This is a genomic window from Streptococcus sp. AM28-20 (genome assembly GCF_003603595.1).
Classification (GTDB): Bacteria; Bacillota; Bacilli; order Lactobacillales; family Streptococcaceae; genus Streptococcus; species Streptococcus ilei.
The window spans coordinates 24,092-49,686 of sequence record NZ_QTNK01000002.1 but is presented as its reverse complement, the minus strand read 5'-3'; the positions used below and the strand labels follow the sequence as shown (position 1 = coordinate 49,686).

The following is a 25,595-nucleotide window of genomic DNA, read 5'->3' as shown; positions in this document are numbered from 1 at the left end:
GATGATGGATTTAGTATTATCAAGTTTATCTGAAGGTTTATTGTGGTCGATTATGGCCATTGGTATATTCTTAACATTCCGCATTTTAGATATAGCGGATATGACAGCAGAAGGGGCTTTCCCGCTTGGGGCAGCAGTCGTTGCATCCCAAATTCAAGCAGGTCAAAACCCATGGCTAGCGACCCTCTTTTCTATTTTTGCAGGGATGTTAGCAGGTCTAGTTTCTGGCCTCCTTCATACTAAGATGAAGATCCCCGCTCTCTTAACAGGGATTGTGACACTGACTGGCCTCTATTCGATCAATATTAAGATCATGGGGGGCGTTCCTAATTTATCCATTGGAGATTCAAGTACCATCTTCAAGTCTGTGATGGGGCTGGGTTTGTCTAATGAGGCTGCTGTCTTTGCTGTTAGTCTTTCTTGTTTGTTATTGGTCTGCCTGATTTTGACTCTCTTAATGAAAACTCAGATTGGCTTGGTTCTTCGTTCAACGGGTGACAATATCCCAATGAGTGAGGCCAATGGGGTGAATGTGGACACCATGAAGATTTTCGGTTATATGATTTCTAATGGACTGGTTGCATTGTGTGGGGCTCTCTTCGCTCAGACAGATGGCTTCTCAGACGTGACTTCTGGTACAGGGACCATCGTCGTAGGACTTAGCGCCGTTATTCTAGCAGAAGTCTTGATCCATGATTTGACCATTGGAGGACGCTTACTTTCGATTGGAGTGGGGGCAATTGTTTACCGCCTCATTATCCTCAATATCTATGAAATTCCAAACTTAGACCAAAACTTAGTCCGTTTGTTTAATGCTATTCTCTTGGCCTTGGTCTTGTTTGCACCAGAAGCCCAGAAACGTCTCAAGATTCGTGGATTAAAATTAACCAATAACTAAAAGGAGAAGATAGATGGCAACATTGTTAAAAATCGAAGATATACATAAGACATTTGAAGCAGGAACAGTCAATGAAAACCATGTTCTCAAAGGCTTGGACCTGACAGTAGAAGAAGGAGATTTCATTTCCGTCATCGGAGGAAATGGAGCAGGGAAATCGACATTGATGAACATTCTGGCAGGTGGCTTGCTAGTGGACCAAGGAGATATCCTGTTAGAAGGAAAATCTATTAAGCAGACCAGTGTTCGGAAGCGTGCTAAGGAGATCGCCCGTGTTTTCCAGGATCCTAAGATGGGGACGGCTTCCCGTTTGACCATTGAAGAAAACATGGCCATTGCTAAAAAACGTGGAGCAAAACGGGGCCTTAGTTGGGGGGTCAAAGAAAAAGATCGCGAAGAATTTAAAGCTGCTTTGAAGGAACTCAATATTGGGTTGGAGAATCGACTCAAAGTGGATACGCAATACTTATCAGGGGGACAACGGCAGGCCCTTACTTTGGTCATGGCAGCTTTAGTCAAACCGAAACTCTTGCTACTGGATGAACATACCGCAGCGCTCGATCCAAAGACCAGTGAAATGGTCATGGAATTGACGCAAAAGATCGTGGAAAGTCATGATTTGACAACCTTGATGATTACACACGATATGAACCATGCTATCGAATATGGCAACCGATTGATCATGCTCTATCAAGGGAAAATCGTGGTCGATGTTAAAGGAGAAGAAAAGAAAAACTTGACAGTTGAAAACTTGATGCGCCTTTTCCATCAGAACAGTGGTGAAACCTTGGTGAGTGACGAATTGGTATTGGGATAAAATAAAGAGAGTGGGACAGAAATCGGTCATTCGTTAGAATTCGATTTCGTCGTCCCACCTCCGCACAGTTGAGTAGGGCTGTAAAAGCGGATGAAATCAGCGTAGTAGAGGCCACTCAACCACTGCGTCTTGCTCGACAATCCAAAGACAATTGAGAGGCTAGGACTTTTGTCCCAGCCTCTTTGTATTGATGTTGTTAGCCACATTTAGCTAATCCTGTTTCTTTTTCTCTAGGAAGCTAGCTGCGAGAACAAGGTTAAGACCCGCTAAGAAGAGTAGGTATGAACTGCTGTGTTCAGTATTCGTTCTTGGAAGTTGTCCTTGCGAAGCCTGATCTTGTTTAGAGGTTGGAACACTCATCAAAGCATCACTGGTATTCGTTGGACTAGGATGCTCTGAAAGAGGAGTATATTGTCCCTTGCTTCCAGAAAAAGCAGAATCAACTTTTTCATGAAGACTTGAAATGAATGGTCTAGTTTCTAATTTTGTCTTATAGACAATAGCATAGGTTCCTAATTCTTGGACAATGAATTCAATCATGCCCTCTCGAAGTGTAAATTCTAATGGTTGGAGACCTTGATCAGGAGTCAAGACATAGAGTTGCTTCACTTCTCCGGATAGTGGAAGTCGAACCAATACACTTCCCTTCACTGGAACTGGATTTCCCTCTTTATCCCTCAGTTGAAGGTTGAAAGCATCGTAGGTCTCGCCGAAGAGACCTTGGTCAAGGACCTTTTGGATCTCTAAATGACTTTCTGTTCCAATCTCATTTTCTCCACTAATGACCTCTACCTTGCTGGCTTGGTCTTTCAGTACCCGAAGGACATATTCAGGTAGAGAAAGGATAGGTGCTTCTTGTCCAGCTGTGCCGATTGGGTCTGTGTACTCAGGAAGGGTTACTACAGGTGGTTCTTCTTCTCCCAAACTTGTCACAAGAGCAGGTAAGAGAGAGACCACTGGACTAGTGATGGTTTTCCCTCGGATGGCATAGGCTGAGATGATCTGATCTTGTTTTTGATGAGCAGTTTCTGGGATTGGGAGTTCAATTTGCTGGTTTTTAATCGGCAACACTCGATTTCCATCTGATAGGGTGACGTGTTGGTCATCGGTTTTCTTGAGGAAAACAGGATCCTTTGTACCAGGGAATTGTACAGCAATAGCATCCCATTCTCCAGACGGAAGTGTGAGGGTAATGGTTTGATCGCCTGCTTGTATTGGGGCTAGGCTTGGAGTATCTAGGGATACTGTTGCTGGCTTCAATATGTCAAATGAATCCAGAGAAATCATCTTTCTACCATCTGGAGAGTTAGGATCCACTGTCAAGGTGAGAATATGATTTCCATTGCTTAAGTTTGTATACTCGCCAATCAATACATTCTTTTCATAGTCAGCACTTGAGTAGAAGTCCAAACTTGGCATTTCTTTTCCATCCAGGGTTACTAAGGCTTTTCCATAGCCAGAAGATTTCAAACCGTAGATGCGGATACCTGTACCAGTGAAAGGAATGATTGCCTTGGCCTCAGAATACTGAGATGGATCTACGTTTTGGAGAGTCGCGTATTTTTCTGTCGTTTGATATAAGCCTGATTCATTCCAGTCTTTGAACAAAGAACCATAGTGGATACGAGGATCTCTGTCATCCATCTTTTCAACAGTCGCGTCTTGACCAGGATAGATTTTAAAATAATCCAAGGAAATTTTTGAGCGTTCATTCCCACGGTTTAAGTGCTCCTTCTTCACGGTCAGAGTTAGGATATGATTTCCATCAGGAAGTCCTGTAAAACGACCGATTAGAGCGCTTTTTTCCGTTTCTCCAGATGTGTAGAAATCCAGATCTCCCACTTTTTTTCCATCGATTTGGACTTCTGCTAAGCCTAATTCAGACGATTTGAGACCATAGATTTCAATTCCTCGTCCATTGAAAGAGATGCTAGCAGTTGCATCTTTGTCAGAGTAGCTATCAAGGGATAGGTCGGCGTATTTTTCAGTTCCTGCATACAAGTCAGCATCTTCCCAGTTATTGAAGGCAGGACCGTATTGAACACGAGGATCTCTATCGTCCATCAATTCGACAACTGGTTGGATTGATGCGGCTTCTGATGTTTGCCTTGAGCGCTCCCCAATCATAGCTTTAACGCTATAACTATAGCTATGAAGAGAATCAATGGAGCGGTCAATGAAATGAGTGACATTGGTTAGGAATTCTTTGACAGAAGGAGCGTCACTGCTTTCATCTTTGCTTTCTCGACGAATGACATAGTGAGTCGCATCTTTAACTGGATTGAAATCGAGTTCAGCAGTTACAGCATCTTTTCTCACGGCAGATAGGCGGGTGACCCTCTCTGGTAACTTTTCAAAGGTAACCTGATCCCCTTTTTGAGTGGCAATCTGAATCCGATTGCCCTTCAGAAGAGTAGGTTTGATTTCTTTCCCATTAATCTTGACAATACTCGACTCGATGTCTGGATAATCGACGACTAAATCTCCACCTGCATGGGAAAGGAAAGCTAATGTCTCAAGATTCTTTTCTTTCCATTTCATGCTGACTTCAAAGTTGCCACGTGCCACGAGACCTGAAACTTGCCCGTCTTTCCAGGCATCTGGAAGGGCTGGTAATGGGGCAATGTAGCCAGTGTGGGATTGAAGGAGCATTTCTGCCATCCCGCTAGTGGCACCAAAGTTACCATCGATTTGGAAAGGCTCGTGGGTATCCCAGAGATTTTCTAGGGTTGAGGATTTGAGCTGTTCTGCCAATAAACGATGGGCACGATTTCCATCAAGCAGACGAGCCCAGAGGTTGATTTTATTGGCCTTAGACCAACCCGTTCCACCATCTCCACGGTGGTTTAAGGTTGCGCGTGCCGCCTCTAGGTATTCAGGCTGATCCTTGTCAAATAAAGTACCTGGGAAGAGACCAACCAGATGAGAAACGTGACGGTGGTGATTTTCAATGCCTTCATTCGTAAATTGAGGACTGTCTTCTTCGTACCATTCCTTGATGCGGCCATCTTGGTTGATATGAAGTGGTTTGAGCTTGTCAAATTTAGCCTTCACTTCGGTAACTAAGTCTTGGTCGACATTGAGATGCTTGGCTGCTTCCATATAGTCGTGGAAGAGTTGCCAAACCAGAGATTGGTCGAAGGTATTTCCAATCGTAATGGTTCCATGCTCTGGTGAATAGGATGGAGAAGATACCCAACGGTCACTAGATTTGTCGTAGTGCAAGAAGGAATTCCAGAACTTGGCTGTTTCCTTGAGCATTGGATAAATCTTTTCTTTGAGATAGGTCTCATCCTTGGTGAATTTGTAGTAGTCATAGACGTTCTGCATCATCCAAGCATTGGCTGCAGGAGACCAACCCCAATAATAATTCCAACCTGGAGTTGTCCAGCCAAATGGTGTCGCCTGCGTATGAACGAGCCATCCGTTTTCTTGTCCTTCTTTGGATTCGATACCTGCATATTCTTTAGCGGCGATACGGCCATAGTAGCGCATGTCATCAATATAATTGACCATTGGCCTAGCAGTTTCTGCAAGATTGTTCATGTAGGCAGGCCAGTAGTTCATTTGTAGATTGACGTTTAGGTGGTAATCTGAGTTCCAAGGTGGATTGTCTACAGCATTCCAGACTCCTTGCAAGTTGGCAGGAAGGGCATCTGTCCGGTCACGAGACGAACTGATGAGGAGATAACGTCCGTATTGGAAGAAGAGCTCTTCTAGTTTTTGTCCTTTTGTTGGATCATAGGTTTGGAGGGCTTCTTTTGTAGTTTGGCTAGATTTGTTACCCCCAAGATTTAGTTGAACACGGTTGAAAAGACTTTGATAGTCCTTGATGTGGTCGTGTTTTAGAGTTTCATAGTCTTTTTCTTTGGCAGCTTCAACGATCGATTTGACAGTTTCTTCTAAATTAATCTCTTTCCGATAATTAGTTTTTGGATTTTGAGCAAAGTTGGTCTTGGCACTGAGTAAAAGGGTCGCATAGCTGGCTCCAGTGACGGTCAAATAGCCGTCTTGGGCAGTGACTTGTCCGTCCGTCTTGATTCCAAGATAGGAAGCAAATTGAAGACCATTATCTTTGACAGTCCCCTTGAGCAAAATACCATTCGAATCAGTGGTAACTCCTCCTTGTTTATAATTCGAATATTCCCAAGAGTAATCGCCATTCGCAAGTAAATCTTCTGTCAGGCTATTCCAAAGTGTAAAATCGAGGGTCTTATCTCCTTTTTTACTCAAATGGGTTACAGTAACATCGTCAGGAAAGCTAGAGAAGGTTTCGCGTTTAAAAGTGGTTCCATCCTGGCTATAAGAAGTAGTCGTGATAGCTTCGGTAATATCTAAGTCACGATGATAGTCGGTAACGTTCTCCAGGCCTTTCTTTTGGTTGTTAAAGACCATAAAGATATCACCAAAAGATAAATAACGGCCATACTGAGCATTGTTGGGGCCTACTAGATTTTCTTCGGCTAATTGTTTGGCTTTTTGGCGGTTTCCTTCTTCCAATGCTTTACGAATTTCTGCTAAGACCTTATGGCGATCCTGATAGTTTCCTCCGTTGTAGTCGGTGCTATCTGGTTGTGGTCCTCCAGACCAAAGAGTTTTTTCGTTGTATTGGATTCTTTCTTCACCGATGAGTCCGAAAACCTTAGCCCCCATTTCCCCGTTTCCGACTGGGAGGGCTTGTTTTTCCCACCCATCATAGGTAGCAGCAGCAGGTTGATTGTAACTTAATTGATAATCTGTTTGTTTTGCCACAGGAGTCTCAACTTTCATCGTTTCCGTATCTTTATTCGTCTCAATCGAAGTAGTCGAATCGTCTGTATGATGACTTTCAACAGCTCTATCAGGAGTTGAGCTTCTTTCTTCAGAAATAGGAGCGATATGTGGATTCTCTGACTTGGATCCTCCAGTTCTGTCAGTCGGACTCTCTAGTGATGGGGCAGCTTCAAGGTGGTTGCTTTCGTTTTGACTTCCAACAATACTATCAGCATCTACCTGGTGTAAGCTGAGAAAAAATGCACCTAGTAAAACAGAAGCAGTGCCAACTGTTAGTTTGCGGATACTATAACGACAGGATGTTTCCCAAAATCTTTGGTCCATAGAACTCTCCTCTAATTTTTGAGACCGCTTACATTTTTGATTAAAGACAGTCCCTTCATATTTATTTCTATCAAATCCAATTTAATAGGGAAACAGGAAAATGTCAATAGCATTTAGATAAGATGCATATTTGAGAGTGTTATTTCTTAAAATAGTAGAGAAATAAGAGATAAATAAGCTATTTATTTTTGCCATAGAGAATCGGAAAGAGTAAGACCGGATTAAATGTCCTGTACTAATACAATGGTATGTAATTGAAAAACAGTTTATTTTCTAAAAAATCATTAAAATCCTTTTATTCACAAGGAATCATGTTATAATAAAACCATGAAACGTTTTCAAGAGAGAAGGACAAGACATGGAAAATGAAACAGTTGACTATGGAAAAGTAACAGGAATGGTACACTCTACGGAAAGCTTCGGTGCTGTAGATGGACCAGGGATCCGTTTTATTGTCTTTCTTCAAGGCTGTCAAATGCGGTGTCAGTATTGCCATAACCCGGATACTTGGGCTATGGAAACCAACAAGTCTCGTGAACGAACAGTAGATGATGTATTGGAAGAAGCCCTCCGCTATCGTGGTTTTTGGGGCCAAAAAGGTGGGATCACTGTCAGTGGCGGAGAAGCCCTCTTGCAGATAGATTTCTTGATTGCCTTCTTCACCAAAGCTCAAGAGTTGGGCATTCACTGTACGCTTGATACTTGTGCTCTTCCTTTCCGAAATACCCCTCGTTACTTGGAAAAATTTGACAAGCTGATGGCAGTGACTGATTTGGTGCTCCTTGATATTAAGGAAATCAATGATGAACGGCACAGATTTGTAACCAGTCAGACAAACAAGAATATTTTGGCCTGTGCCAAGTATTTATCTGATATTGGGAAGCCTGTTTGGATTCGTCACGTCTTGGTGCCAGGTTTGACAGACCGAGATGATGATTTGATCGAACTTGGAAAATTTGTCAAAGCCCTTAAAAATGTTGATAAATTTGAAATTCTGCCCTACCATACCATGGGTGAGTTCAAATGGCGAGAATTGGGCATTCCTTATTCCCTAGAAGGAGTAAAACCTCCAACAAAAGAACGGGTTCAGAATGCTAAGGACTTGATGGAAACTGAAAGCTACCAAGATTACTTGAAACGGGTTAAAGGATAAATAGATCGAGACAGTTGGTTCTTCCAGCTGTCTTTTTTCTGATGAAATGCATCACTATTCCCTTTCTTTAAACGGAAAAACGTGCTAAAATAGAGTGAATCTATAAATGAAAATGAAGAGGTAGAAACATGTCAAAAATTCTTGTTTTTGGTCACCAAAACCCTGATTCAGATGCTATTGGCTCATCTGTAGCCTTTGCTTATCTTGCAAAAGAAGCTTATGGTTTGGATACAGAAGCAGTGGCTCTTGGAACTCCAAATGAAGAAACAGCTTTCGTGTTGGACTATTTTGGTGTGGAAGCACCACGCGTCATCACATCAGCTAAAGCAGAAGGTGCAGAGCAAGTCATCTTGACGGACCACAATGAATTCCAACAATCAGTATCAGATATTGCTGAAGTAGAAGTTTACGGTGTAGTGGATCACCACCGTGTGGCTAACTTTGAAACTGCCAGCCCACTTTACATGCGTTTGGAACCAGTAGGATCAGCATCTTCTATCGTATACCGCATGTTCAAAGAACATGGTGTAGCAGTGCCAAAAGAAATCGCAGGTTTGATGCTTTCAGGTTTGATTTCAGATACCCTTCTTTTGAAATCTCCAACAACTCATCCATCTGATAAAGTGATTGCGCCTGAATTGGCTGAATTGGCTGGTGTGAACTTGGAAGAATACGGTCTTGCCATGCTTAAGGCTGGTACCAACTTGGCAAGCAAATCAGCAGAAGAATTGATCGACATCGATGCTAAGACTTTTGAACTCAACGGAAACAACGTTCGTGTGGCTCAAGTCAATACAGTTGATATTGCTGAAGTTTTGGAACGCCAAGCTGAAATCGAAGCAGCTATCCAAGCAGCAAATGCAGCTAACGGATACTCTGACTTTGTTTTGATGATTACAGACATCGTCAACTCAAACTCAGAAATTTTGGCTCTTGGTGCCAACATGGACAAGGTAGAAGCAGCTTTCAACTTCAAACTTGAAAACAACCACGCTTTCCTTCCAGGTGCCGTTTCACGTAAGAAACAAGTGGTACCACAATTGACTGAAAGCTTTAATGCTTAATGATAAACGGGATAACCCATTGTTAAAAAAGGAGTTTCGGCTCCTTTTTTGCTAGGAGGAGACTATGTTAGAATCTGGCGATTTGATTTTTGTGAGGGATCATACGGAAATGGGACAGGCCATCCAGGCATCTACTGGGAACTATAGCCATGTGGCCATCTTTTTGGATGGAAAGTTCTATCATGCCACGGTGGAAGGTGGCGTACTGGCCCAGTCCTCTGAAGATTTCTTTGAAACTGAGAAGGTATATGACCTATACCGCTATGCAGAGATTGATGACAAAGAAGTCAAAAAGCGAGCAGAAAACCTTTTAGGTGCTCCCTACAATGTTTCCTTTTACCCAAATGGAGATGGCTTCTATTGTTCCCAGTTCATCGCTGAACTGCTCCCTATCTTTGAGACCATTCCCATGAAGTTTGGTGATGATGAGCAGCAGATTAGTGATTTCTGGAGAGATTACTATAAAGAACTAGGATTAGCTGTACCTCTGAATCAGCCTGGTACTAATCCCAGTCAGTTAGCCCAGTCTCCCCGTCTACAGTTTAAAGAAAGATATACGGATGATTACAATCATTAATCCCACACGTTTGACACGTCAGCCTTTTTTTAAGGATTTGATCAACTATCTGGATCAGCAGAATGATGTGATCCTGCGGCAAATCAAGGCCCAATTTCCAGATCAGCCGGTGGACAAGCTGATGGAAGAATATATCAAAGCGGGCTTCATCCTTCGAGAAAATAAACGCTACACCCTCAGCCTGCCTTTCTTGGAATCTGCTGAAGCAGTCGACTTGGATCAAGAGATCTTTGTCCGAGAAGATAGTGAGCTTTATCAGGAACTGAAAGCCAAGGTCTTCCAAACAGAACTTCGCAACACGACCAATGCAGCGATTCTCATAGAAGAGACTGACTTCGAGCGAAAGGCACAGACCCTGTCCAATTACTTTTACAAGGTGAAACACCAATACCCTTTGACGGAGGGTCAAGAGAAACTCTATGCCATCTTGGGAGATGTCAATCCCGAATATGCACTCAAGTATATGACCAGCTTTTTGCTCAAGTTCCTCAAAAAAGATGAAGTCCAGCAAAAGCGCAGAGACATCTTTGTCGATAGTTTAGAGGTCTTAGGCTATATCCGAAAAAATGATGAAGGGAAATATGAATTAGCAGTGGACTTGGACAAGGAAAGACTGATATTTTTGAAACACTAGAAAAGGCTAGGAAATTTTCCTAGCCTTGTTTGATTAGAGATAACGTTCAGCAATAGCAGCATCACCTGGATATTCTTCTTTTACGCCATTGACGATTTGGTAGCAGTCAGCTCCTTTTCCAGCGATAATGACGGCATCTTCAGGCTTGCTGGTAGTTGCCATCGCCAGTTGAATGGCTTGCTCGCGATCTGCGATTTTCTCGACAGGGCGCGTGATGAAACTGCTAATCTCTTCAGCGATAGCCAAAGGATCTTCATAGTTGGGGTCATCCGCTGTGAGGAAGACTTGGATCTCAGGATGGTCTTCTAAGAGCAAGCCAAAGTCCTTACGGCGACTCTCTCCTTTATTCCCAGTTGATCCAAGGACCAGTGAAATCGTTCCTGTCTGATGGGTTTCAACAACAGAGAGCAGTTTTTTCAAGCTATCTCCATTATGGGCATAGTCAATAAAAACTTTTGCCCCATTCTTTTGACTCAAGACTTCCATCCGGCCAGGAACACGGGTTTTGGCAATCCCCTTTTTGATGTCTTCAAGACTCGCTCCTAGACGAAGGCAGGCGAGACCTGCAGCTACAGCATTTTCTTGATTGAAGTGGCCGATGAGCTGGGTATCATAATCCCCTGCCAGCTTGCCAGTGACAGAAAAGCTAAAGGCTTTTGAGTTGTGGACTTGGTTGGTCGATTGACTACCGTAGAAGTCGTGGTCTTGCTCAGCTACCTGCTCCGCAAGAATGTTAAAATGGTCCATATCACTATTGACGACAACAGCACGACTATTTTCCATCAAGAGACGTTTATGGTAGAAGTAGTCTTCGAAACTTGGATGTTCAATCGGTCCAATATGGTCAGGGCTAATGTTGAGGAAGACACCAACATCGAATGTGAGTCCGTAAACACGTTTGACTAGATAGGCCTGACTAGAGACCTCCATAATCAGGTGAGTCCGATCATGGGCAACTGCCTGGGCCATCATTTCAAACAAATCGATACTTTCTGGGGTGGTCAAGGTTGATTTGAAGAAGGTCTTGCCATCCAAGGTTGTATTCATAGTGGATAGCATGGCAGGACGATGGCCTTGCTCAAGAATCTTGTAGGCATAGTAAGCAGAAGTGGTTTTGCCCTTGGTCCCTGTAAAAGCTAAGAGTTTTAGCTGGCGCTCAGGGTGGCCATAGAATTCCATGGCAATTAAGCTCATAGCCTGTTTAATGTCCGTAACGATAATGGCCGGGATGCTGACCTCAAAGTCCTGCTCAGCGACATACCACTGTAAACCTTGCTCGATCGCTTGCTCCAAAAATTCCTTCTTGAAATTTGCCCCCTTCACAAAAAAGAGGGTCTCAGAGTTGACCTTTCGACTATCGTAGCTAATTTGATTAAAAGAAACACCACTTGCAGAATAGTGGTATTCTCCGTCTTGCAGGATCTCACGAAAGTTGTGATCCTCTTTTAAAATGTTTAGTACAGTTTCTATCTTCATCATAATCCTATTTTAAACTGAAAGCCCTTATTTTACAAGTGTAAAGGAAAAGTTTATAATGAAAGAAGACTATAAAGTAGAGGAAACATATGAGTAACGAAACAAGTAATCAACAGGCCCAAATGCTCCGTGGAACTGTCTGGTTAACAGCCAGTAATTTCATTAGTCGTCTCTTAGGAGCGGCCTATATCATCCCTTGGTATATCTGGATGGGCAAACATGGTGCAGAGGCAAACGGTCTCTTTACCATGGGTTACAATATCTACGCTTGGTTTTTGCTGATTTCAACAGCAGGAGTTCCTGTAGCGGTTGCTAAGCAAGTGGCCAAGTACAATACAAAGGGTCAAGAAGAACACAGTTTTGCCATGATTCGTGGCTTCCTTAAGTTCATGTCTTTATTGGGCTTGGTTTTTGCCATTATCATGTATTTGCTTTCTCCAGTATTTGCAAACTTGTCTGGAGGTGGGAAGGACTTAATCCCTGTCATGCAGAGTCTTTCTTGGGCAGTCTTGATTTTCCCTTCCATGAGTGTTATTCGAGGCTTCTTCCAAGGTCATAACAATCTGAAACCTTATGCCATCAGTCAAATTGCTGAGCAAGTGATTCGGGTTATCTGGATGCTCTTGACAGCCTACTTCATTATGAAGGTCGGCTCAGGTGATTACGTTGAAGCCGTGACCCAGTCCACTTTTGCAGCCTTTATTGGGATGGGAGCGAGTCTTCTAGTCCTCGTCTATTACCTCTGGAAAACAGGACTTCTACAGCACATTATTCATCGCCCGGAGTCTGATAGCCAGATTGATACCAAGGCTCTCTTGTGGGATACTATTCGTGAAGCGATTCCGTTCATTGTGACAGGATCAGCCATTCAACTCTTTCAAATTATCGACCAGATGACCTATAGCAATGTCATGTCTTGGTTCACCAACTTCACTCGTTCAGAGCTTTTGGTTCAGTTCAGCTACTTCTCAGCGAATCCGAACAAGATCACCATGATTTTAATTGCAGTTGCGACATCGATCGGTGGGGTGGGAATCCCTCTCCTTACAGAGAACTATGTCAAGGGCGATTTCCGGGCTGCAGGTAAGCTGGTTCAAGATAATTTGACCATGCTAGTAGCCTTCTTGCTTCCAGCGACGATTGGAGCTGTAGCTATTGCAGAGCCTCTCTATACGGTCTTTTACGGGAAACCAGATTCCCTGGCTTTGGGACTCTTTATCCTAGCCATGTTACAAACGGTCATTCTAGGCTTGTATACGGTTCTCTCTCCAATGATCCAGGCTCTTTTCCAAAATCGGAAGGCGATTCTTTACTTTGGTTATGGAGTATTGGTAAAACTGATTCTCCAAGTACCGTTCATTTATCTCTTTAAGGCTTATGGTCCTCTTCTTTCTACTACGATTGGCCTCATGATTCCGATTGTTCTTATGTACAAGGAAATTCATCAGGTGACTCATTTCAATCGCAAGACAGTCTTCAAACGAAGCTTATTGACAGCCATTCTCACCTTGATTATGCTCTTGGTAGTCCTAGTTGCAGGCTTTATCCTCGGCATGGTGATCAAACCAAATGGTCGAGTGACCAGCATGCTCTATGTAGCTCTGATTGGTGGTGTGGGAATCGTCGTATACGGTGGCCTCGGTCTTCGTCTTCGTTTCTTAGATCGCTTCATTGGTAGCAAGGCAGCCAGTCTTCGAAATAAATTTCATATTTCATAACCAGTAGAGGTTGGGTCTATCCCACCTCTTTTTTCATTATAGTTTGAAGCTATATCTAGCTCTTGAAAAAGGAAAAACCGAATCATCTAAAGAAGTGATACAATAGAGACAATTGAATTTACGTCCATTGGAGGTTTGTATGAGTCACAAAAAGAATATTAACACCATCCTAGCTCAAGCGGGAATCAAGTCGGATCCAGCAACAGGGGCTTTGATTACTCCGCTTCATTTTTCAACCACTTACCAGCATCCAGAGTTTGGTCAATCTACTGGTTTTGACTATATCCGTACCAAGAATCCGACTCGGGTAAACGCTGAAAAGACCTTGGCAGCTATTGAGAGTGCAGAGCATGCCTTGGTAACGAGCTCAGGTATGTCTGCCATTGTCTTAGCCTTTAGTATTTTTCCTGTTGGCAGTAAGGTCTTGGCAGTAAGAGATCTTTATGGAGGCTCTTTCCGCTGGTTCAACCAAATGGAACAAGAAGGACGCTTTTTCTTTACCTATGCAAATTCAGAAGCAGAATTGGTAGAGGGATTGAAAGAGGAAGTGGATATCCTCTATATTGAAACGCCGACTAACCCGCTCATGCTAGAGTTTGATATCCAGAAACTAGCTGCCTTAGCTCATGAAAAAGGGGCAAAAGTGATTGTAGACAATACCTTCTATAGCCCTATCTACCAACGTCCAATTGAAGAAGGAGCAGATATCGTCCTCCACTCAGCGACCAAGTATCTAGCGGGGCATAATGACGTGTTGGCTGGTGTTGTTGTGACTGATGATGAAGGACTCTATGAGCAACTCTTTTATAATCTCAACACAACAGGAGCTGTTCTCTCTCCTTTTGACAGCTACCAATTGATCCGTGGTTTAAAAACCTTGGCTCTTCGTATGGAGCGCTCCACTGAAAATGCGCAGAAGGTAGTAGAGTTCTTGAAGGGGCATCCAGCTGTTAAGGAAGTCTTGTATACTGGCAAGGGAGGCATGGTTTCCTTTAAAGTAAGCCACCAAGAAAAAATTCCAACCATTCTCAACCACTTGCAGGTCTTTACCTTTGCAGAAAGCTTGGGTGGAGTGGAGAGTTTGATTACCTACCCAACAACACAGACCCACGCAGATATTCCTGCAGAGGTTCGTCATTCCTATGGGTTAACGGATGACTTGCTTCGCCTTTCCATCGGAATTGAAGATGCAAGGGATTTGATTGAGGATTTAGAACAAGCATTGGCTAGATAGGAGTCCATCATGGGAAAAGAACAATTTTTGACTGTCCCTAATCGTTTGGGGCATCATACTAGCAAGTGGAAGGAGTCAGAGCAAGATCCAGAACTTCTTCCTGCTTGGATTGCAGATATGGATTTTGAATCCTTGCCTGCGGTTCGACAAGCCATTCGAGATTACGCGGATCAATTAGTCTACGGCTATACCTATCCTAGTGAGGAACTTTACCGAGCTGTTCAAGAATGGGAAAAGACAGAACATGGATATGTGTTTGAGAAGGAAGCGATTGTCTTTATGGAAGGAGTTGTTCCCTCTATTTCAACGGCTATTCAGGCTTTCACCAAGGAAGGCGAGGCTGTTCTCATCAATACGCCAGTTTATCCACCCTTTGCCCGTAGCGTCCGCCTCAATCAACGCAAATTAGTGACCAATTCCTTAGTAGAAGTGGATGGACTCTTCCAAATTGATTTTGAGCAATTGGAAAAAGACTTTGTGGAGCACCAAGTCAAGCTCTACATCCTGTGCAATCCTCATAACCCAGGCGGTCGCGTCTGGGAACGAGAAGTCCTAGAAAAGATTGGTCGCCTTTGTCAAAAATATGGGGTCTTGCTTGTTTCAGATGAAATTCACCAAGACTTGGCGCTATTTGGAAATCGACACGTATGTTTTAATACGGTAGATCCAAGCTTTAAGGATTTCACCCTTGTCTTATCGAGTGCGACCAAAACCTTCAACATCGCAGGGACAAAAAATTCCTATGCCATCATCGAAAATGATGCACTAAGAAAATCCTTCCAAGCTCAGCAGTTGCGAAACAATCAACATGAAATTTCTGCCCTTGGCTTTATAGCCACCGAAGTAGCCTATCAGAATGGAAAGGCTTGGTTAGAGGACTTAAAGGAAGTCTTGGAAGAAAATATCGATTACACTGTAGAAGTTTTGCGTGAGCAGACAGATATTGGTGTGATGAAACCGCAAGGGACCTATCTACTCTGGCTTGATTTTTCTGCCTACGGTTTGTCAGAGGAAGAACTCCATGCTCGACTTCATGACCAGGCCAAGGTCATCCTCAATAAAGGGACAGACTTTGGAGTAGAAGGGAAGCAACATGCCCGTTTGAATGTGGCAGCTCCGAAAACCCTAGTCCAAGAGATTGTCGATCGGATCGTAACAAATTTTCCTAAAAAAGGTTGATTTTAAGGGTTGACTTTTCTATAGGGGAGGAGTATACTCAAGGGGAATAACGGTAGGTGAGGCTACCACAAGGATACGGATGACTACCGCAAAGCAGTGGAGACACTACTCGTTGGTCAACAGTCCTGATCGCAAAGGTCAAGACTAAGCTCATTTCATTGCCTTGCGGAGCTAAAGCTTGGACGGTCTATTTTTTGAGAATTTTTATTAAAAAATAAACGACGAGTTTAATGAGTCCTACCTGTAAAAGGGGAGGGCTCTTTTCTTATGCTTAAGAAGCCTCTCACCTATCAAGTAGAGAAGGAGAGCACTATGATACAAATCGATGATCATCCCGAACCGCACATAGCCAGCCAATCGCTGATTTGTGTCATCGGGACTCTATAAGCGTTTGGCTCCTGATTTAAAAGGAGATTCCAATGCAAACAACAAAAGAAAGACTCATTGCTGCATTACAAGATGCAGAAACAAAAACCTTAGCAACCTATCAATCTAGCTGGTCTGGCTTGACGGAAGACCAAGTAGAGGAGAACCGGGATAGCTATGGAGAAAATGTCCTCACAAAGGGACAGGAAAGCTCTATCTGGAAACGGATTGTTGAATCCATCATTAATCCCTTCACAGTCATCCTGCTTCTCATTGCCCTTGTTTCTCTGGTGACCAATGTTTGGTTAGCCAAACCAGGAGAGGAAGACCCAACGACTTCTCTCATTATTGTCGTTCTCGTTCTCCTCTCTGGAGGGATTCGCTTTGTCCAAGAATTGCGAAGTGACAAGGCTGCTAGTAACCTCTCTCGAATGATTGTCAATACAGCAACGGTGATTCGAGAAGGCAAGGAAGCAGAAATCCCTATCGATGAAATCGTTGTGGGCGACTTGATCAAACTGAGTGCAGGTGATATGATTCCAGCAGATGTGGTCTTACTAGATTCACGAGACTTTTTCGTTCAACAATCCGGCTTGACTGGTGAGAGTGATGCTGTCGAAAAAGTTTGTTTAAAAAAGGCGACTAGCCAAAATCTAGACAGTCTCCTAGAGAGTGAGAGTCTGGCTTTCATGGGGACCAACGTTATCTCAGGTCGAGCAACAGCCTTAGTTTTAGTGGTTGGGGATGAAACCATGATGGGAGCGATTGAACAAACCATCAATACCTACGATGAACCAACCTCTTTTGAACGAGAAATGAACACCATCTCTTGGTTGTTGATTCGACTGATGATGGTGATGGTGCCCATTGTCTTCTTTATCAATGGCTTGACAGATGGGGACTGGCTAGAAGCGGGCGTCTTTGCCCTCAGTGTGGGGGTAGGCTTGACTCCGGAAATGCTTCCGATGATTATCACTGCTAGCTTGGCCAAGGGCTCCATTATCATGGCCAAAGAAAAAGTGGTCATCAAAAAGCTCAACGCCATCCAAGACCTAGGGGCTATCGATATCCTCTGTACGGATAAGACGGGAACCTTGACTCAAGATGAGATTGTACTCGAATACCCCCTTGATATTCATGGGGAGCTTGATTTGTCCGTCCTTCGTCGGGCCTATCTCAACTCTTACTTCCAAACGGGTCTTAAAAATTTGATGGACCGGGCCATTATCAGTCGGACAGAACGAGAAGCTAAGAAACATGAAATCGTCAGAGGTTTAGATCAAAGCTTCCAAAAGATTGATGAACTGCCTTTTGACTTTGAACGCCGGCGGATGAGTGTCATCGTCAAGGATGAGCAAGGCCTTGTGAGCATGGTCACCAAGGGAGCCTTGGAAGAAATGTTAGCAGTGTCTCGTTATGTAGAATACAAGGATGAGATTATTCCCCTAACAGACCAAGTGCGAGAAGAAGTCTTGGCAGAAGTAGCTCAGCTTAATGAGCAAGGTTTACGCGTGCTAGGTGTCAGCTACAAATCAAACCTTGAGGAAGGCTATGCCTTTGAAGTAGCGGATGAAGCGGATATGATCTTGACGGGCTATCTTGCTTTCTTGGACCCACCAAAACCATCTGCAGCACCAGCCATCAATATCCTTGCTGAATACGGAGTTGCCACGAAAATCCTTACGGGTGACAATGAAAAAGTGACCCAAGCTGTCTGTGAAAAGGTGGGTCTGGATGTGGACCGCATTTTGCTGGGTAGCGATATTGACAGTCTTTCTGATCCAGAGTTGGCCCAGGCAGTCGAAACCACTACCGTCTTTGCAAAATTGTCTCCGGATCAAAAAGCACGCATTATCCTTCAACTCAAAGCAAATGGCCACAAGGTCGGCTATATGGGAGATGGTATCAACGATGCTCCATCCATGAAGGTGGCAGATGTGGGGATCTCGGTTGATACAGCCGTTGATATTGCTAAAGAAACAGCAGATGTTATCCTTCTGGATAAGGACTTGATGGTCCTTGAAAAAGGCTTGGTAGAAGGACGCAAAGTCTATGCCAACATGACCAAGTACATCAAGATGACCGTTTCTTCCAACTTTGGGAATATCTTCTCTCTTCTCTTTGCCAGTATTTTCCTTCCTTTCCTTCCGATGGCCCCTATCCATCTCATCGTTTTGAACTTGGTTTACGACCTTTCCTGTATCGCCTTGCCTTTCGACCGGGTGGATAAGGACTTTTTGAAGAAACCAAGAATCTGGGAAGCAAAATCCATTACCCGCTTTATGGCCTGGTTCGGACCTATTTCCTCTGTCTTTGACATCCTGACCTTTATCATTCTCTACTTTGTTATCGTACCAATGATTACGGGATATGGCTATGTCCATGGTGCAGATAGTGCAGGACTCTTCATTATGCTCTTTCAAACAGGCTGGTTTATCGAGTCCATGTGGTCCCAAACCATGGTAATCTACATGCTTCGTTCTCCAAAATTGCCCTTTGTTCAAAGTCGACCAGCTTTTGCTGTCATGGCAACGACCCTATTGGGCGCGCTCTTGGTTACCTTCTTACCATATGGCCCATTGGCTTCCTTGTTAAAAGTAGCGCCACTGAATGCTCTCTATTTCCTATTACTAGCGGGGATTCTCTTCCTTTATATGGCAAGCGTCACCCTGGTCAAACACTATTATATTGGTAAGTACAAGGAGTGGCTATAAGATAGCTATTAAAATAAGAAAAGAAAAGGTTTGCATATTTGTAGGCCTTTTTCTTCCTTTTTGATATAATAAGATGAATATAGAGAAAGAAGGAACCACAATGGGAAAACTTGAAGTTATTAAACATCCACTTATTCAGCATAAATTGTCTATTTTGCGTCGGACTGATACCTCTACAAAGGCTTTTCGTGAATTAGTTGATGAAATTGCTATGTTGATGGGCTACGAGGTGTTGCGCGAACTTCCTCTTGAAGATGTAGAAATCGAAACACCTATCACAAAAACGGTTCAAAAACAAATTGCTGGTAAAAAACTAGCAATTGTCCCAATCCTTCGTGCAGGAATCGGGATGGTAGATGGGCTCTTGAGTTTGGTACCGGCTGCCAAAGTTGGGCATATCGGGATGTACCGCGATGAAGAAACCTTGAAGCCAGTTGAATACTTGGTGAAATTGCCAGAAGATATTGATCAACGTCGCATCTTTGTAGTAGATCCAATGCTTGCAACTGGTGGATCAGCTATTCTTGCGATTGATTCTTTGAAAAAACGTGGAGCTAGCCACATCAAGTTTGTCTGCTTGGTGGCAGCACCTGAAGGGGTGAAAGCTCTTCAAGAAGCTCATCCAGATGTTGATATCTTTACAGCAGCCCTCGACGACCACTTGAATGATCATGGCTACATTGTTCCAGGCCTTGGAGATGCTGGGGACCGCTTGTTTGGTACCAAATAAGCGCCTATCCAATCCTTCTTTGGGAAAGTAAAAAATTGACCTTTGTTGACCAATGGGATATAATAGCTTTTATAAAGATTGGAAGGAGAGTTAGCCTCTCGAATCAACCGGATGAAACTCATGAGGTGGTGCCGGTTATAATGGATAAAAGGAGATGAATGAATGATTCCAGTAGTTATTGAACAAACCAGTCGTGGCGAACGCTCGTACGACATCTATTCCCGCTTATTAAAAGACCGTATTATCATGGTAACAGGACCGGTAGAAGATCAAATGGCCAATTCGATTATTGCCCAATTGCTCTTCTTGGATGCCCAAGATAATACCAAAGATATCTATATGTATATCAATACGCCAGGAGGCTCTGTCTCTGCAGGGTTGGCTATCGTCGATACCATGAACTTTATCAAATCAGACGTCCAAACTATTGTTATGGGGATGGCTGCTTCAATGGGAACTGTGATTGCATCAAGTGGTGCCAAAGGCAAACGTTTCATGTTGCCAAATGCTGAGTACATGATCCACCAACCAATGGGTGGTACTGGTGGCGGTACCCAACAAACAGATATGGCGATTGCTGCAGAACACTTGTTGAAAACACGTCACAGATTGGAAAAAATCTTGGCAGAGAATTCAGGTCAAACCATCAAGAAAATCCATGCTGATGCAGAACGGGATAATTGGATGACTGCAGAAGAAACCTTAGCTTATGGTTTCATCGATGAAATCATGGCCAACAACAATCTTGGATAAGGAAACTCAACCACTGCGTCTTGCTCGACAATCCAAAGATAATTGAGAGGCTAGGACTTTTGTCCCAGCCTCTTTTTTAGTCTTTCTAGAAAAAGATAGAATTTTTACCTAAAATTTGCTATACTTGTAACAGAAGCAGAAAGGGATTGTATATGTTTGAGAAGCAAGCTAGAACAGGCTTAATTGTAAAATTGTATTATAATCGAGATGCAAAGAAATTACAGGGAATTGGGGATGTGATCTATCATTCCAAAAAAATGCGCTATGTACAGGTCTATGTCGATAGTCCTCAAGTCCTTGAAATCGTGCAGCAATTAAAAAAAGAACGCTTTGTAAAGAAGGTACAAATTTGCCATATTCAAGAATTGGATCGTGATTTTGTGGGAAGTTTGCATCGTCAAAAGGATGAAACACAAGGAGAAAACGCAATCATTTAAAGGATTGCGTTTTTTATATTGACAATTTTCAGATAATTCGGTATATTCTTAATATCTATTTATTTAAAGAATTATTTAAGGAGATTATTACAAATGAAGAATAAATTTGCTCTTTCATTTTTAACAATTGCAAGTGTCGCTCTTCTTGCTGCCTGTGGTGAAGTTTCAACTTCAGGTTCAAACACAACTGGTAACGAAATCGGCAAAGAACTAAAAATCGGTTTTAACTTTGAAAAAACTGGTGAAGTAGCAGCATATGGTAGTGCTGAACAAAAAGGTGCTCAATTGGCCGTTGATGAAATCAATGCTAATGGTGGAGCCGATGGTAAGAAGATTGTTGTCACAGACAAAGATAACAAATCTGAAACAGCTGAAGCAGCTACAATCACTACAAATCTTGTCACTCAATCAAAAGTGAACGCTCTTGTAGGACCTGCAACTTCAGGTGCCACTGCCGCAGCGGTTGCGAATGCTGGTAAAGCAGGTGTTCCATTGGTAACCCCATCAGCAACACAAGATAATTTGACAAAAGGTCAAGATTACCTTTTCCGTGCAACCTTCATCGATAGCTTCCAAGGACAAATCATTGCTAAATACACAACTGAGAACTTGAAAGCGAAGAAAGTTGTTCTTTACTATGATAACTCATCTGACTATGCGAAAGGGATTGCTGAAGCCTTTAAGAAATCTTATAAAGGTGAAATCGTAGCGACAGAAACTTTCCAATCTAAGGATACAGACTTCCAAGCTGCTCTTACAAAAATCAAAGATAAAGACTTTGACGCGATTGTTCTTCCAGGGTACTACACTGAAACTGGTAAAATCGTAAACCAAGCACGTGGTATGGGAATCAAACAACCAATCATCGGTGGTGATGGATTTAGTGATGCGAAATTCGTTGAACAAGCAACACCTGCTGCAGCTACAGATATCTACTACGTAGCTGGATTCTCTACTGAAGGTGAAATGACTGATAAAGCCAAGAAATTCGTAGAAGCTTATAAAGCGAAATACAACGAAGAACCTTCAATGTTTGCAGCTTTGGCATATGATTCAGTTTACATGATTGCAGAAGCATCTAAAGGTGCTAAGAACTCTGTTGAATTGAAAGACAACCTTGCGAAGTTGAAAGACTTGGAAGGTGTTACTGGTACAATGTCTATTGACAAAGACCATAATCCGGTTAAATCTGCACTTATGATTGGCTTAAAAGATGGTAAAGTTGAGTCAGTTGAGTCGGTTAAACCTTAATTATCATTTGTTGTTTGTACAAGAGGCTGGGAGAATGAAAATTCCTGGCCTCGCTCTTTATTGTTAGAAAGGATGGTTCAAATGCTCCAGCAATTAGTGAACGGTCTAATCTTGGGAAGTGTCTATGCACTCTTAGCCCTTGGTTATACCATGGTGTATGGAATTATCAAATTGATCAACTTTGCCCATGGGGATATCTACATGGTAGGTGCCTTTATGGGATATTTCTTATTGAACTCATTGAAAGTTAACTTCTTTGTAGCCTTGCTTCTGGCGATGGTTGGAACAGCTATTTTAGGGGTTGTGATTGAATACCTGGCTTATCGTCCGCTTCGTCATTCAACTCGGATTGCAGCCTTGATCACAGCCATCGGGGTTTCCTTCTTGCTCGAATATGGGATGGTCTTCTTTGTAGGGGCCAATACCCGTTCCTTCCCGCAAGTCATTGAAATTGTTCGTTACAACTTTGGTCCTATTTCAATCTCCAACATTCAATTGATGATTTTAGGAGTGTCTATTTTCTTGATGGTCGCTCTTCAATTTATTATCCAAAAGACAAAGATGGGGAAAGCTATGCGTGCCGTTTCTGTCGATAGCGATGCTGCTCAATTGATGGGGATTAACGTCAACCGGACCATCAGCTTTACCTTTGCTTTGGGATCAGCCTTAGCGGGTGCTGGTGGTGTCTTGATCGGTTTGTATTACAACTCGATCGAACCTTTGATGGGGATGACACCAGGGATCAAAGCCTTTGTCGCAGCCGTTCTTGGAGGAATCGGAATCATTCCAGGTGCGGCTCTAGGTGGATTTGTCATCGGTTTGTTGGAAACCTTCGCTACAGCGATCGGTCTCTCAGATTTCCGTGATGCCATTGTGTATGCCATCTTGATTGTGATCTTGCTCATCCGTCCTGCAGGTATCCTCGGTAAAAATGTGAAAGAGAAGGTGTAAGCCATGAAACAAAATTTAAAAGTGAATTTAGTCTGGCTTGGTCTTTTGGTAGCAGGTTTTGCCTTGATCCAAGTCTTGGTTGCAGCAGGTGTCCTCAACCTCTTCTATATCCAAATTTTGGAACAAATCGGGATTAATATCATTCTTGCGGTTGGTTTGAACCTCATCGTTGGTTTTTCAGGTCAATTCTCGCTCGGACACGCTGGATTTATGGCGATTGGTGCCTATTCTGCAGCTATTCTCGGTTCTAAATCACCAACCTACGGCGCTTTCTTTGGCGCTATGGTTTTAGGAGCCTTGATTGCTGGTATCGTTGCCTTGATCGTTGGGGTACCAACCCTTCGGTTGAAAGGAGATTATCTGGCGATTGCAACACTTGGGGTTTCAGAAATCATCCGGATCTTGATTGTTAATGGTGGTACTCTAACAAATGGTGCCGCGGGGATCCTTGGTTTACCAGCTTTTACAACCTGGCAATTGGTATACATCTTTGTTGTCATTACGACTATTTTTACCATCAACTTCTTACGCAGTCCAATTGGGCGTTCTACCCTTTCTGTTCGTGAAGATGAAATCGCCGCAGAATCTGTTGGGATCAATACGACCAAAGTTAAAGTCATTGCCTTTGTATTTGGTGCGATCACAGCGGCGATTGCTGGATCTCTTCAAGCCGGCTTTATCGGTTCTGTTGTTCCGAAAGATTACTCTTTCACCAATACCATTAATGTCTTGATCATTGTCGTTTTCGGTGGTTTGGGATCGATGTCAGGAACAGTTGTGGCAGCCATCGTCTTGGGGATCTTGAACATGGTGCTTCAAGACTTCTCAAGCATCCGTATGATCATTTACTCATTAGCTTTGATTCTCGTAATGATTTTCCGCCCAGGTGGTCTTCTTGGAACATGGGAATTTAGCTTGAAAAAACTACTCTCAAAAAAGGAGGCTAACTAATGGCACTTCTTGAAGTAAAAAATTTAACAAAAAACTTTGGTGGTTTGACAGCCGTTGGGGATGTGACCATGGAACTCAATGAAGGGGAATTGGTTGGTTTGATCGGACCCAACGGTGCCGGTAAAACAACCCTCTTCAACCTCCTAACAGGAGTGTATGAGCCAAGTGAAGGGACCATTACTTTAGATGGGCACCTTTTAAACGGGAAAGCCCCTTATAAAATCGCTGCTGGTGGTCTTGGACGGACTTTCCAAAATATCCGTCTCTTTAAAGATTTGAGTGTTTTGGACAATGTCTTGATTGCCTTTGCCAATCACCACAAACCACATGTTTTTGCTAGTCTTTTCCGTTTGCCAAGCTATTACAAAAATGAAGAAGCATTGAAAGCAAAAGCCCTCGAATTGTTAGCGATATTTGGTTTGGAAAAAGAAGCAGCTACCTTGGCCAAAAACTTAGCTTACGGTCAACAACGTCACTTAGAGATCGTTCGTGCCCTTGCTACAGAGCCAAAAATCCTCTTCTTGGATGAGCCTGCTGCAGGGATGAACCCTCAAGAAACCGCAGAATTAACCCAACTGATCCGTCGCATTCAAAAAGAATTTAATATTACGATCATGCTGATCGAGCACGATATGAGTTTGGTCATGGAAGTAACAGAGCGGATTTATGTATTGGAATATGGTCGCTTGATTGCCCATGGTACGCCAGATGAAATTAAGTCCAACAAACGTGTAATCGAAGCATATCTAGGAGGTGAAGCCTAATGTCTATGTTAAAAGTTGAAAATCTTTCTGTACACTATGGCATGATCCAGGCTGTCCGTGATGTCAGTTTCGAAGTCAATGAAGGGGAAGTTGTTTCCTTGATCGGTGCCAATGGCGCTGGAAAAACATCTATTCTTCGTACCATTTCAGGTTTGGTGCGTCCAAGTGCTGGGAAAATCGAGTTTTTGGGTCAGGAGATTCAAAAGGTTCCGGCTCAAAAAATTGTAGCTGCTGGGCTCTCTCAAGTTCCAGAAGGCCGACACGTCTTTCCAGGCTTGACCGTTATGGAAAACTTGGAAATGGGAGCTTTCTTGAAAAAAGATCGAGAAGAAAATCAAGCGAACTTGAAGAAAGTCTTCTCACGTTTCCCACGTTTGGAAGAACGGAAGAACCAAGATGCAGCTACCCTATCTGGTGGGGAACAACAAATGCTTGCAATGGGTCGTGCCCTCATGTCGACGCCAAAACTCTTGCTTCTGGATGAACCTTCCATGGGATTGGCACCTATCTTTATCCAGGAAATTTTTGATATCATCCAAGATATTCAAAAACAAGGAACAACCGTTCTCTTGATTGAGCAAAATGCCAACAAGGCCCTTGCCATCGCAGACCGCGGTTATGTTTTGGAAACAGGGAAAGTCGTTCTGTCCGGAACAGGAAAAGAACTCTTAGCCTCAGAAGAAGTCCGCAAGGCCTACCTTGGTGGATAAATAGGTTAAGGGAGTGGGACAGAAATCGGTAATTCGTTAGAATTCTATTTCGTCGTCCCACTCAACCACTGCGTCTTGCTCGACAATCCAAAGACAATTGAGAGGCTAGGACTTTTGTCCC

Annotated in this window: 20 protein-coding genes and 1 riboswitch; of the genes, 18 read left to right on the top strand and 2 right to left on the bottom strand. The window is 43.1% G+C overall.

The genetic code is table 11. The features are described 5' to 3' along the window. Positions 1-4: 4 nt before the first annotated feature. Together DW738_RS05305 and DW738_RS05300 are read left to right on the top strand one after the other, a co-directional pair. Positions 5-898 (top strand): ABC transporter permease, encoded by an 894-nt coding sequence (locus DW738_RS05305; RefSeq protein ID WP_123160534.1) that lies wholly within the window; start codon positions 5-7, stop codon positions 896-898. A gap of 13 nt (positions 899-911) precedes the next feature. Continuing rightward, positions 912-1,715 carry an ATP-binding cassette domain-containing protein gene (locus tag DW738_RS05300; protein WP_123160533.1) on the top strand — a complete coding sequence of 268 codons (804 nt, stop codon included), beginning with the start codon at positions 912-914 and terminating at the stop codon, positions 1,713-1,715. A gap of 210 nt (positions 1,716-1,925) precedes the next feature. On the opposite strand, the gene DW738_RS05290 is transcribed toward DW738_RS05300, so the two are convergent. After that, entirely contained in the window at positions 1,926-6,812 is a 4,887-nt protein-coding gene (locus tag DW738_RS05290; protein ID WP_123160532.1) for a glycoside hydrolase N-terminal domain-containing protein, read from the bottom strand. A gap of 358 nt (positions 6,813-7,170) precedes the next feature. On the opposite strand from DW738_RS05290, the gene pflA reads away from it, so the two are divergent. The 4 genes from pflA to DW738_RS05270 all read left to right on the top strand — a co-directional run bounded on the left by pflA (position 7,171) and on the right by DW738_RS05270 (position 10,240). Then, on the top strand, positions 7,171-7,965 hold the full coding sequence (gene pflA / locus DW738_RS05285) for a pyruvate formate-lyase-activating protein (protein WP_123160531.1): 795 nt from the start codon (positions 7,171-7,173) through the stop codon (positions 7,963-7,965). Positions 7,966-8,093: 128 nt separating this feature from the next. Further along, positions 8,094-9,029 carry a manganese-dependent inorganic pyrophosphatase gene (locus DW738_RS05280; protein ID WP_048689738.1) on the top strand — a complete coding sequence of 312 codons (936 nt, stop codon included), beginning with the start codon at positions 8,094-8,096 and terminating at the stop codon, positions 9,027-9,029. A 64-nt stretch (positions 9,030-9,093) separates the two neighbouring features. Then, on the top strand, positions 9,094-9,606 hold the full coding sequence (locus tag DW738_RS05275) for a YiiX/YebB-like N1pC/P60 family cysteine hydrolase (protein ID WP_023024056.1): 513 nt from the start codon (positions 9,094-9,096) through the stop codon (positions 9,604-9,606). Beyond that, positions 9,590-10,240 (top strand): DUF1803 domain-containing protein, encoded by a 651-nt coding sequence (locus tag DW738_RS05270; protein WP_123160530.1) that lies wholly within the window; start codon positions 9,590-9,592, stop codon positions 10,238-10,240. The genes DW738_RS05275 and DW738_RS05270 overlap by 17 nt, the downstream gene beginning before the upstream one ends. A gap of 33 nt (positions 10,241-10,273) precedes the next feature. Here the strand turns inward: DW738_RS05270 and DW738_RS05265 are convergent, their stop codons facing one another. Beyond that, positions 10,274-11,719: a UDP-N-acetylmuramoyl-L-alanyl-D-glutamate--L-lysine ligase gene (locus tag DW738_RS05265; RefSeq protein WP_123160529.1), complete on the bottom strand. Its 1,446-nt coding sequence runs from the start codon at positions 11,717-11,719 to the stop codon at positions 10,274-10,276. A gap of 86 nt (positions 11,720-11,805) precedes the next feature. On the opposite strand from DW738_RS05265, the gene DW738_RS05260 reads away from it, so the two are divergent. From DW738_RS05260 to DW738_RS05205, 12 genes are all read left to right on the top strand, one after another. After that, entirely contained in the window at positions 11,806-13,434 is a 1,629-nt protein-coding gene (locus DW738_RS05260; RefSeq protein ID WP_123160528.1) for a polysaccharide biosynthesis protein, read from the top strand. 139 nt (positions 13,435-13,573) lie between these two features. Beyond that, a complete protein-coding gene (locus tag DW738_RS05255; protein ID WP_123160527.1) occupies positions 13,574-14,668 on the top strand; it encodes a cystathionine gamma-synthase in 1,095 nt (364 codons plus the stop codon). A 9-nt stretch (positions 14,669-14,677) separates the two neighbouring features. Then, entirely contained in the window at positions 14,678-15,847 is a 1,170-nt protein-coding gene (locus tag DW738_RS05250) for a MalY/PatB family protein (RefSeq protein ID WP_023024051.1), read from the top strand. A gap of 41 nt (positions 15,848-15,888) precedes the next feature. Further along, a riboswitch (M-box (ykoK) riboswitch) is annotated at positions 15,889-16,043 on the top strand. Positions 16,044-16,266: 223 nt separating this feature from the next. Further along, positions 16,267-18,927, top strand: coding sequence for a magnesium-translocating P-type ATPase (gene mgtA, locus DW738_RS05245; protein ID WP_023024050.1), 2,661 nt, complete (start codon positions 16,267-16,269; stop codon positions 18,925-18,927). Positions 18,928-19,027: 100 nt separating this feature from the next. Next, positions 19,028-19,657, top strand: coding sequence for a uracil phosphoribosyltransferase (upp, locus tag DW738_RS05240; protein ID WP_023024048.1), 630 nt, complete (start codon positions 19,028-19,030; stop codon positions 19,655-19,657). Between the two features lie 162 nt (positions 19,658-19,819). Beyond that, positions 19,820-20,410, top strand: coding sequence for an ATP-dependent Clp protease proteolytic subunit (locus tag DW738_RS05235; RefSeq protein WP_023024046.1), 591 nt, complete (start codon positions 19,820-19,822; stop codon positions 20,408-20,410). Positions 20,411-20,562: 152 nt separating this feature from the next. Then, positions 20,563-20,847: a DUF2129 domain-containing protein gene (locus DW738_RS05230; protein WP_023024043.1), complete on the top strand. Its 285-nt coding sequence runs from the start codon at positions 20,563-20,565 to the stop codon at positions 20,845-20,847. Between the two features lie 93 nt (positions 20,848-20,940). After that, positions 20,941-22,098 carry an ABC transporter substrate-binding protein gene (locus tag DW738_RS05225; protein WP_123160526.1) on the top strand — a complete coding sequence of 386 codons (1,158 nt, stop codon included), beginning with the start codon at positions 20,941-20,943 and terminating at the stop codon, positions 22,096-22,098. A gap of 81 nt (positions 22,099-22,179) precedes the next feature. Continuing rightward, positions 22,180-23,049, top strand: coding sequence for a branched-chain amino acid ABC transporter permease (locus tag DW738_RS05220; RefSeq protein ID WP_023024040.1), 870 nt, complete (start codon positions 22,180-22,182; stop codon positions 23,047-23,049). A 3-nt stretch (positions 23,050-23,052) separates the two neighbouring features. Continuing rightward, positions 23,053-24,000 (top strand): branched-chain amino acid ABC transporter permease, encoded by a 948-nt coding sequence (locus DW738_RS05215; protein ID WP_023024038.1) that lies wholly within the window; start codon positions 23,053-23,055, stop codon positions 23,998-24,000. Beyond that, the gene (locus DW738_RS05210) at positions 24,000-24,764 is read left to right on the top strand and encodes an ABC transporter ATP-binding protein (protein ID WP_023024036.1); all 765 of its coding nucleotides are present in this window, start codon (positions 24,000-24,002) and stop codon (positions 24,762-24,764) included. The genes DW738_RS05215 and DW738_RS05210 overlap by 1 nt, the downstream gene beginning before the upstream one ends. After that, positions 24,764-25,474 carry an ABC transporter ATP-binding protein gene (locus DW738_RS05205; protein ID WP_003008277.1) on the top strand — a complete coding sequence of 237 codons (711 nt, stop codon included), beginning with the start codon at positions 24,764-24,766 and terminating at the stop codon, positions 25,472-25,474. Before DW738_RS05210 ends, DW738_RS05205 begins: the two co-directional genes overlap by 1 nt. Positions 25,475-25,595: the final 121 nt, after the last annotated feature.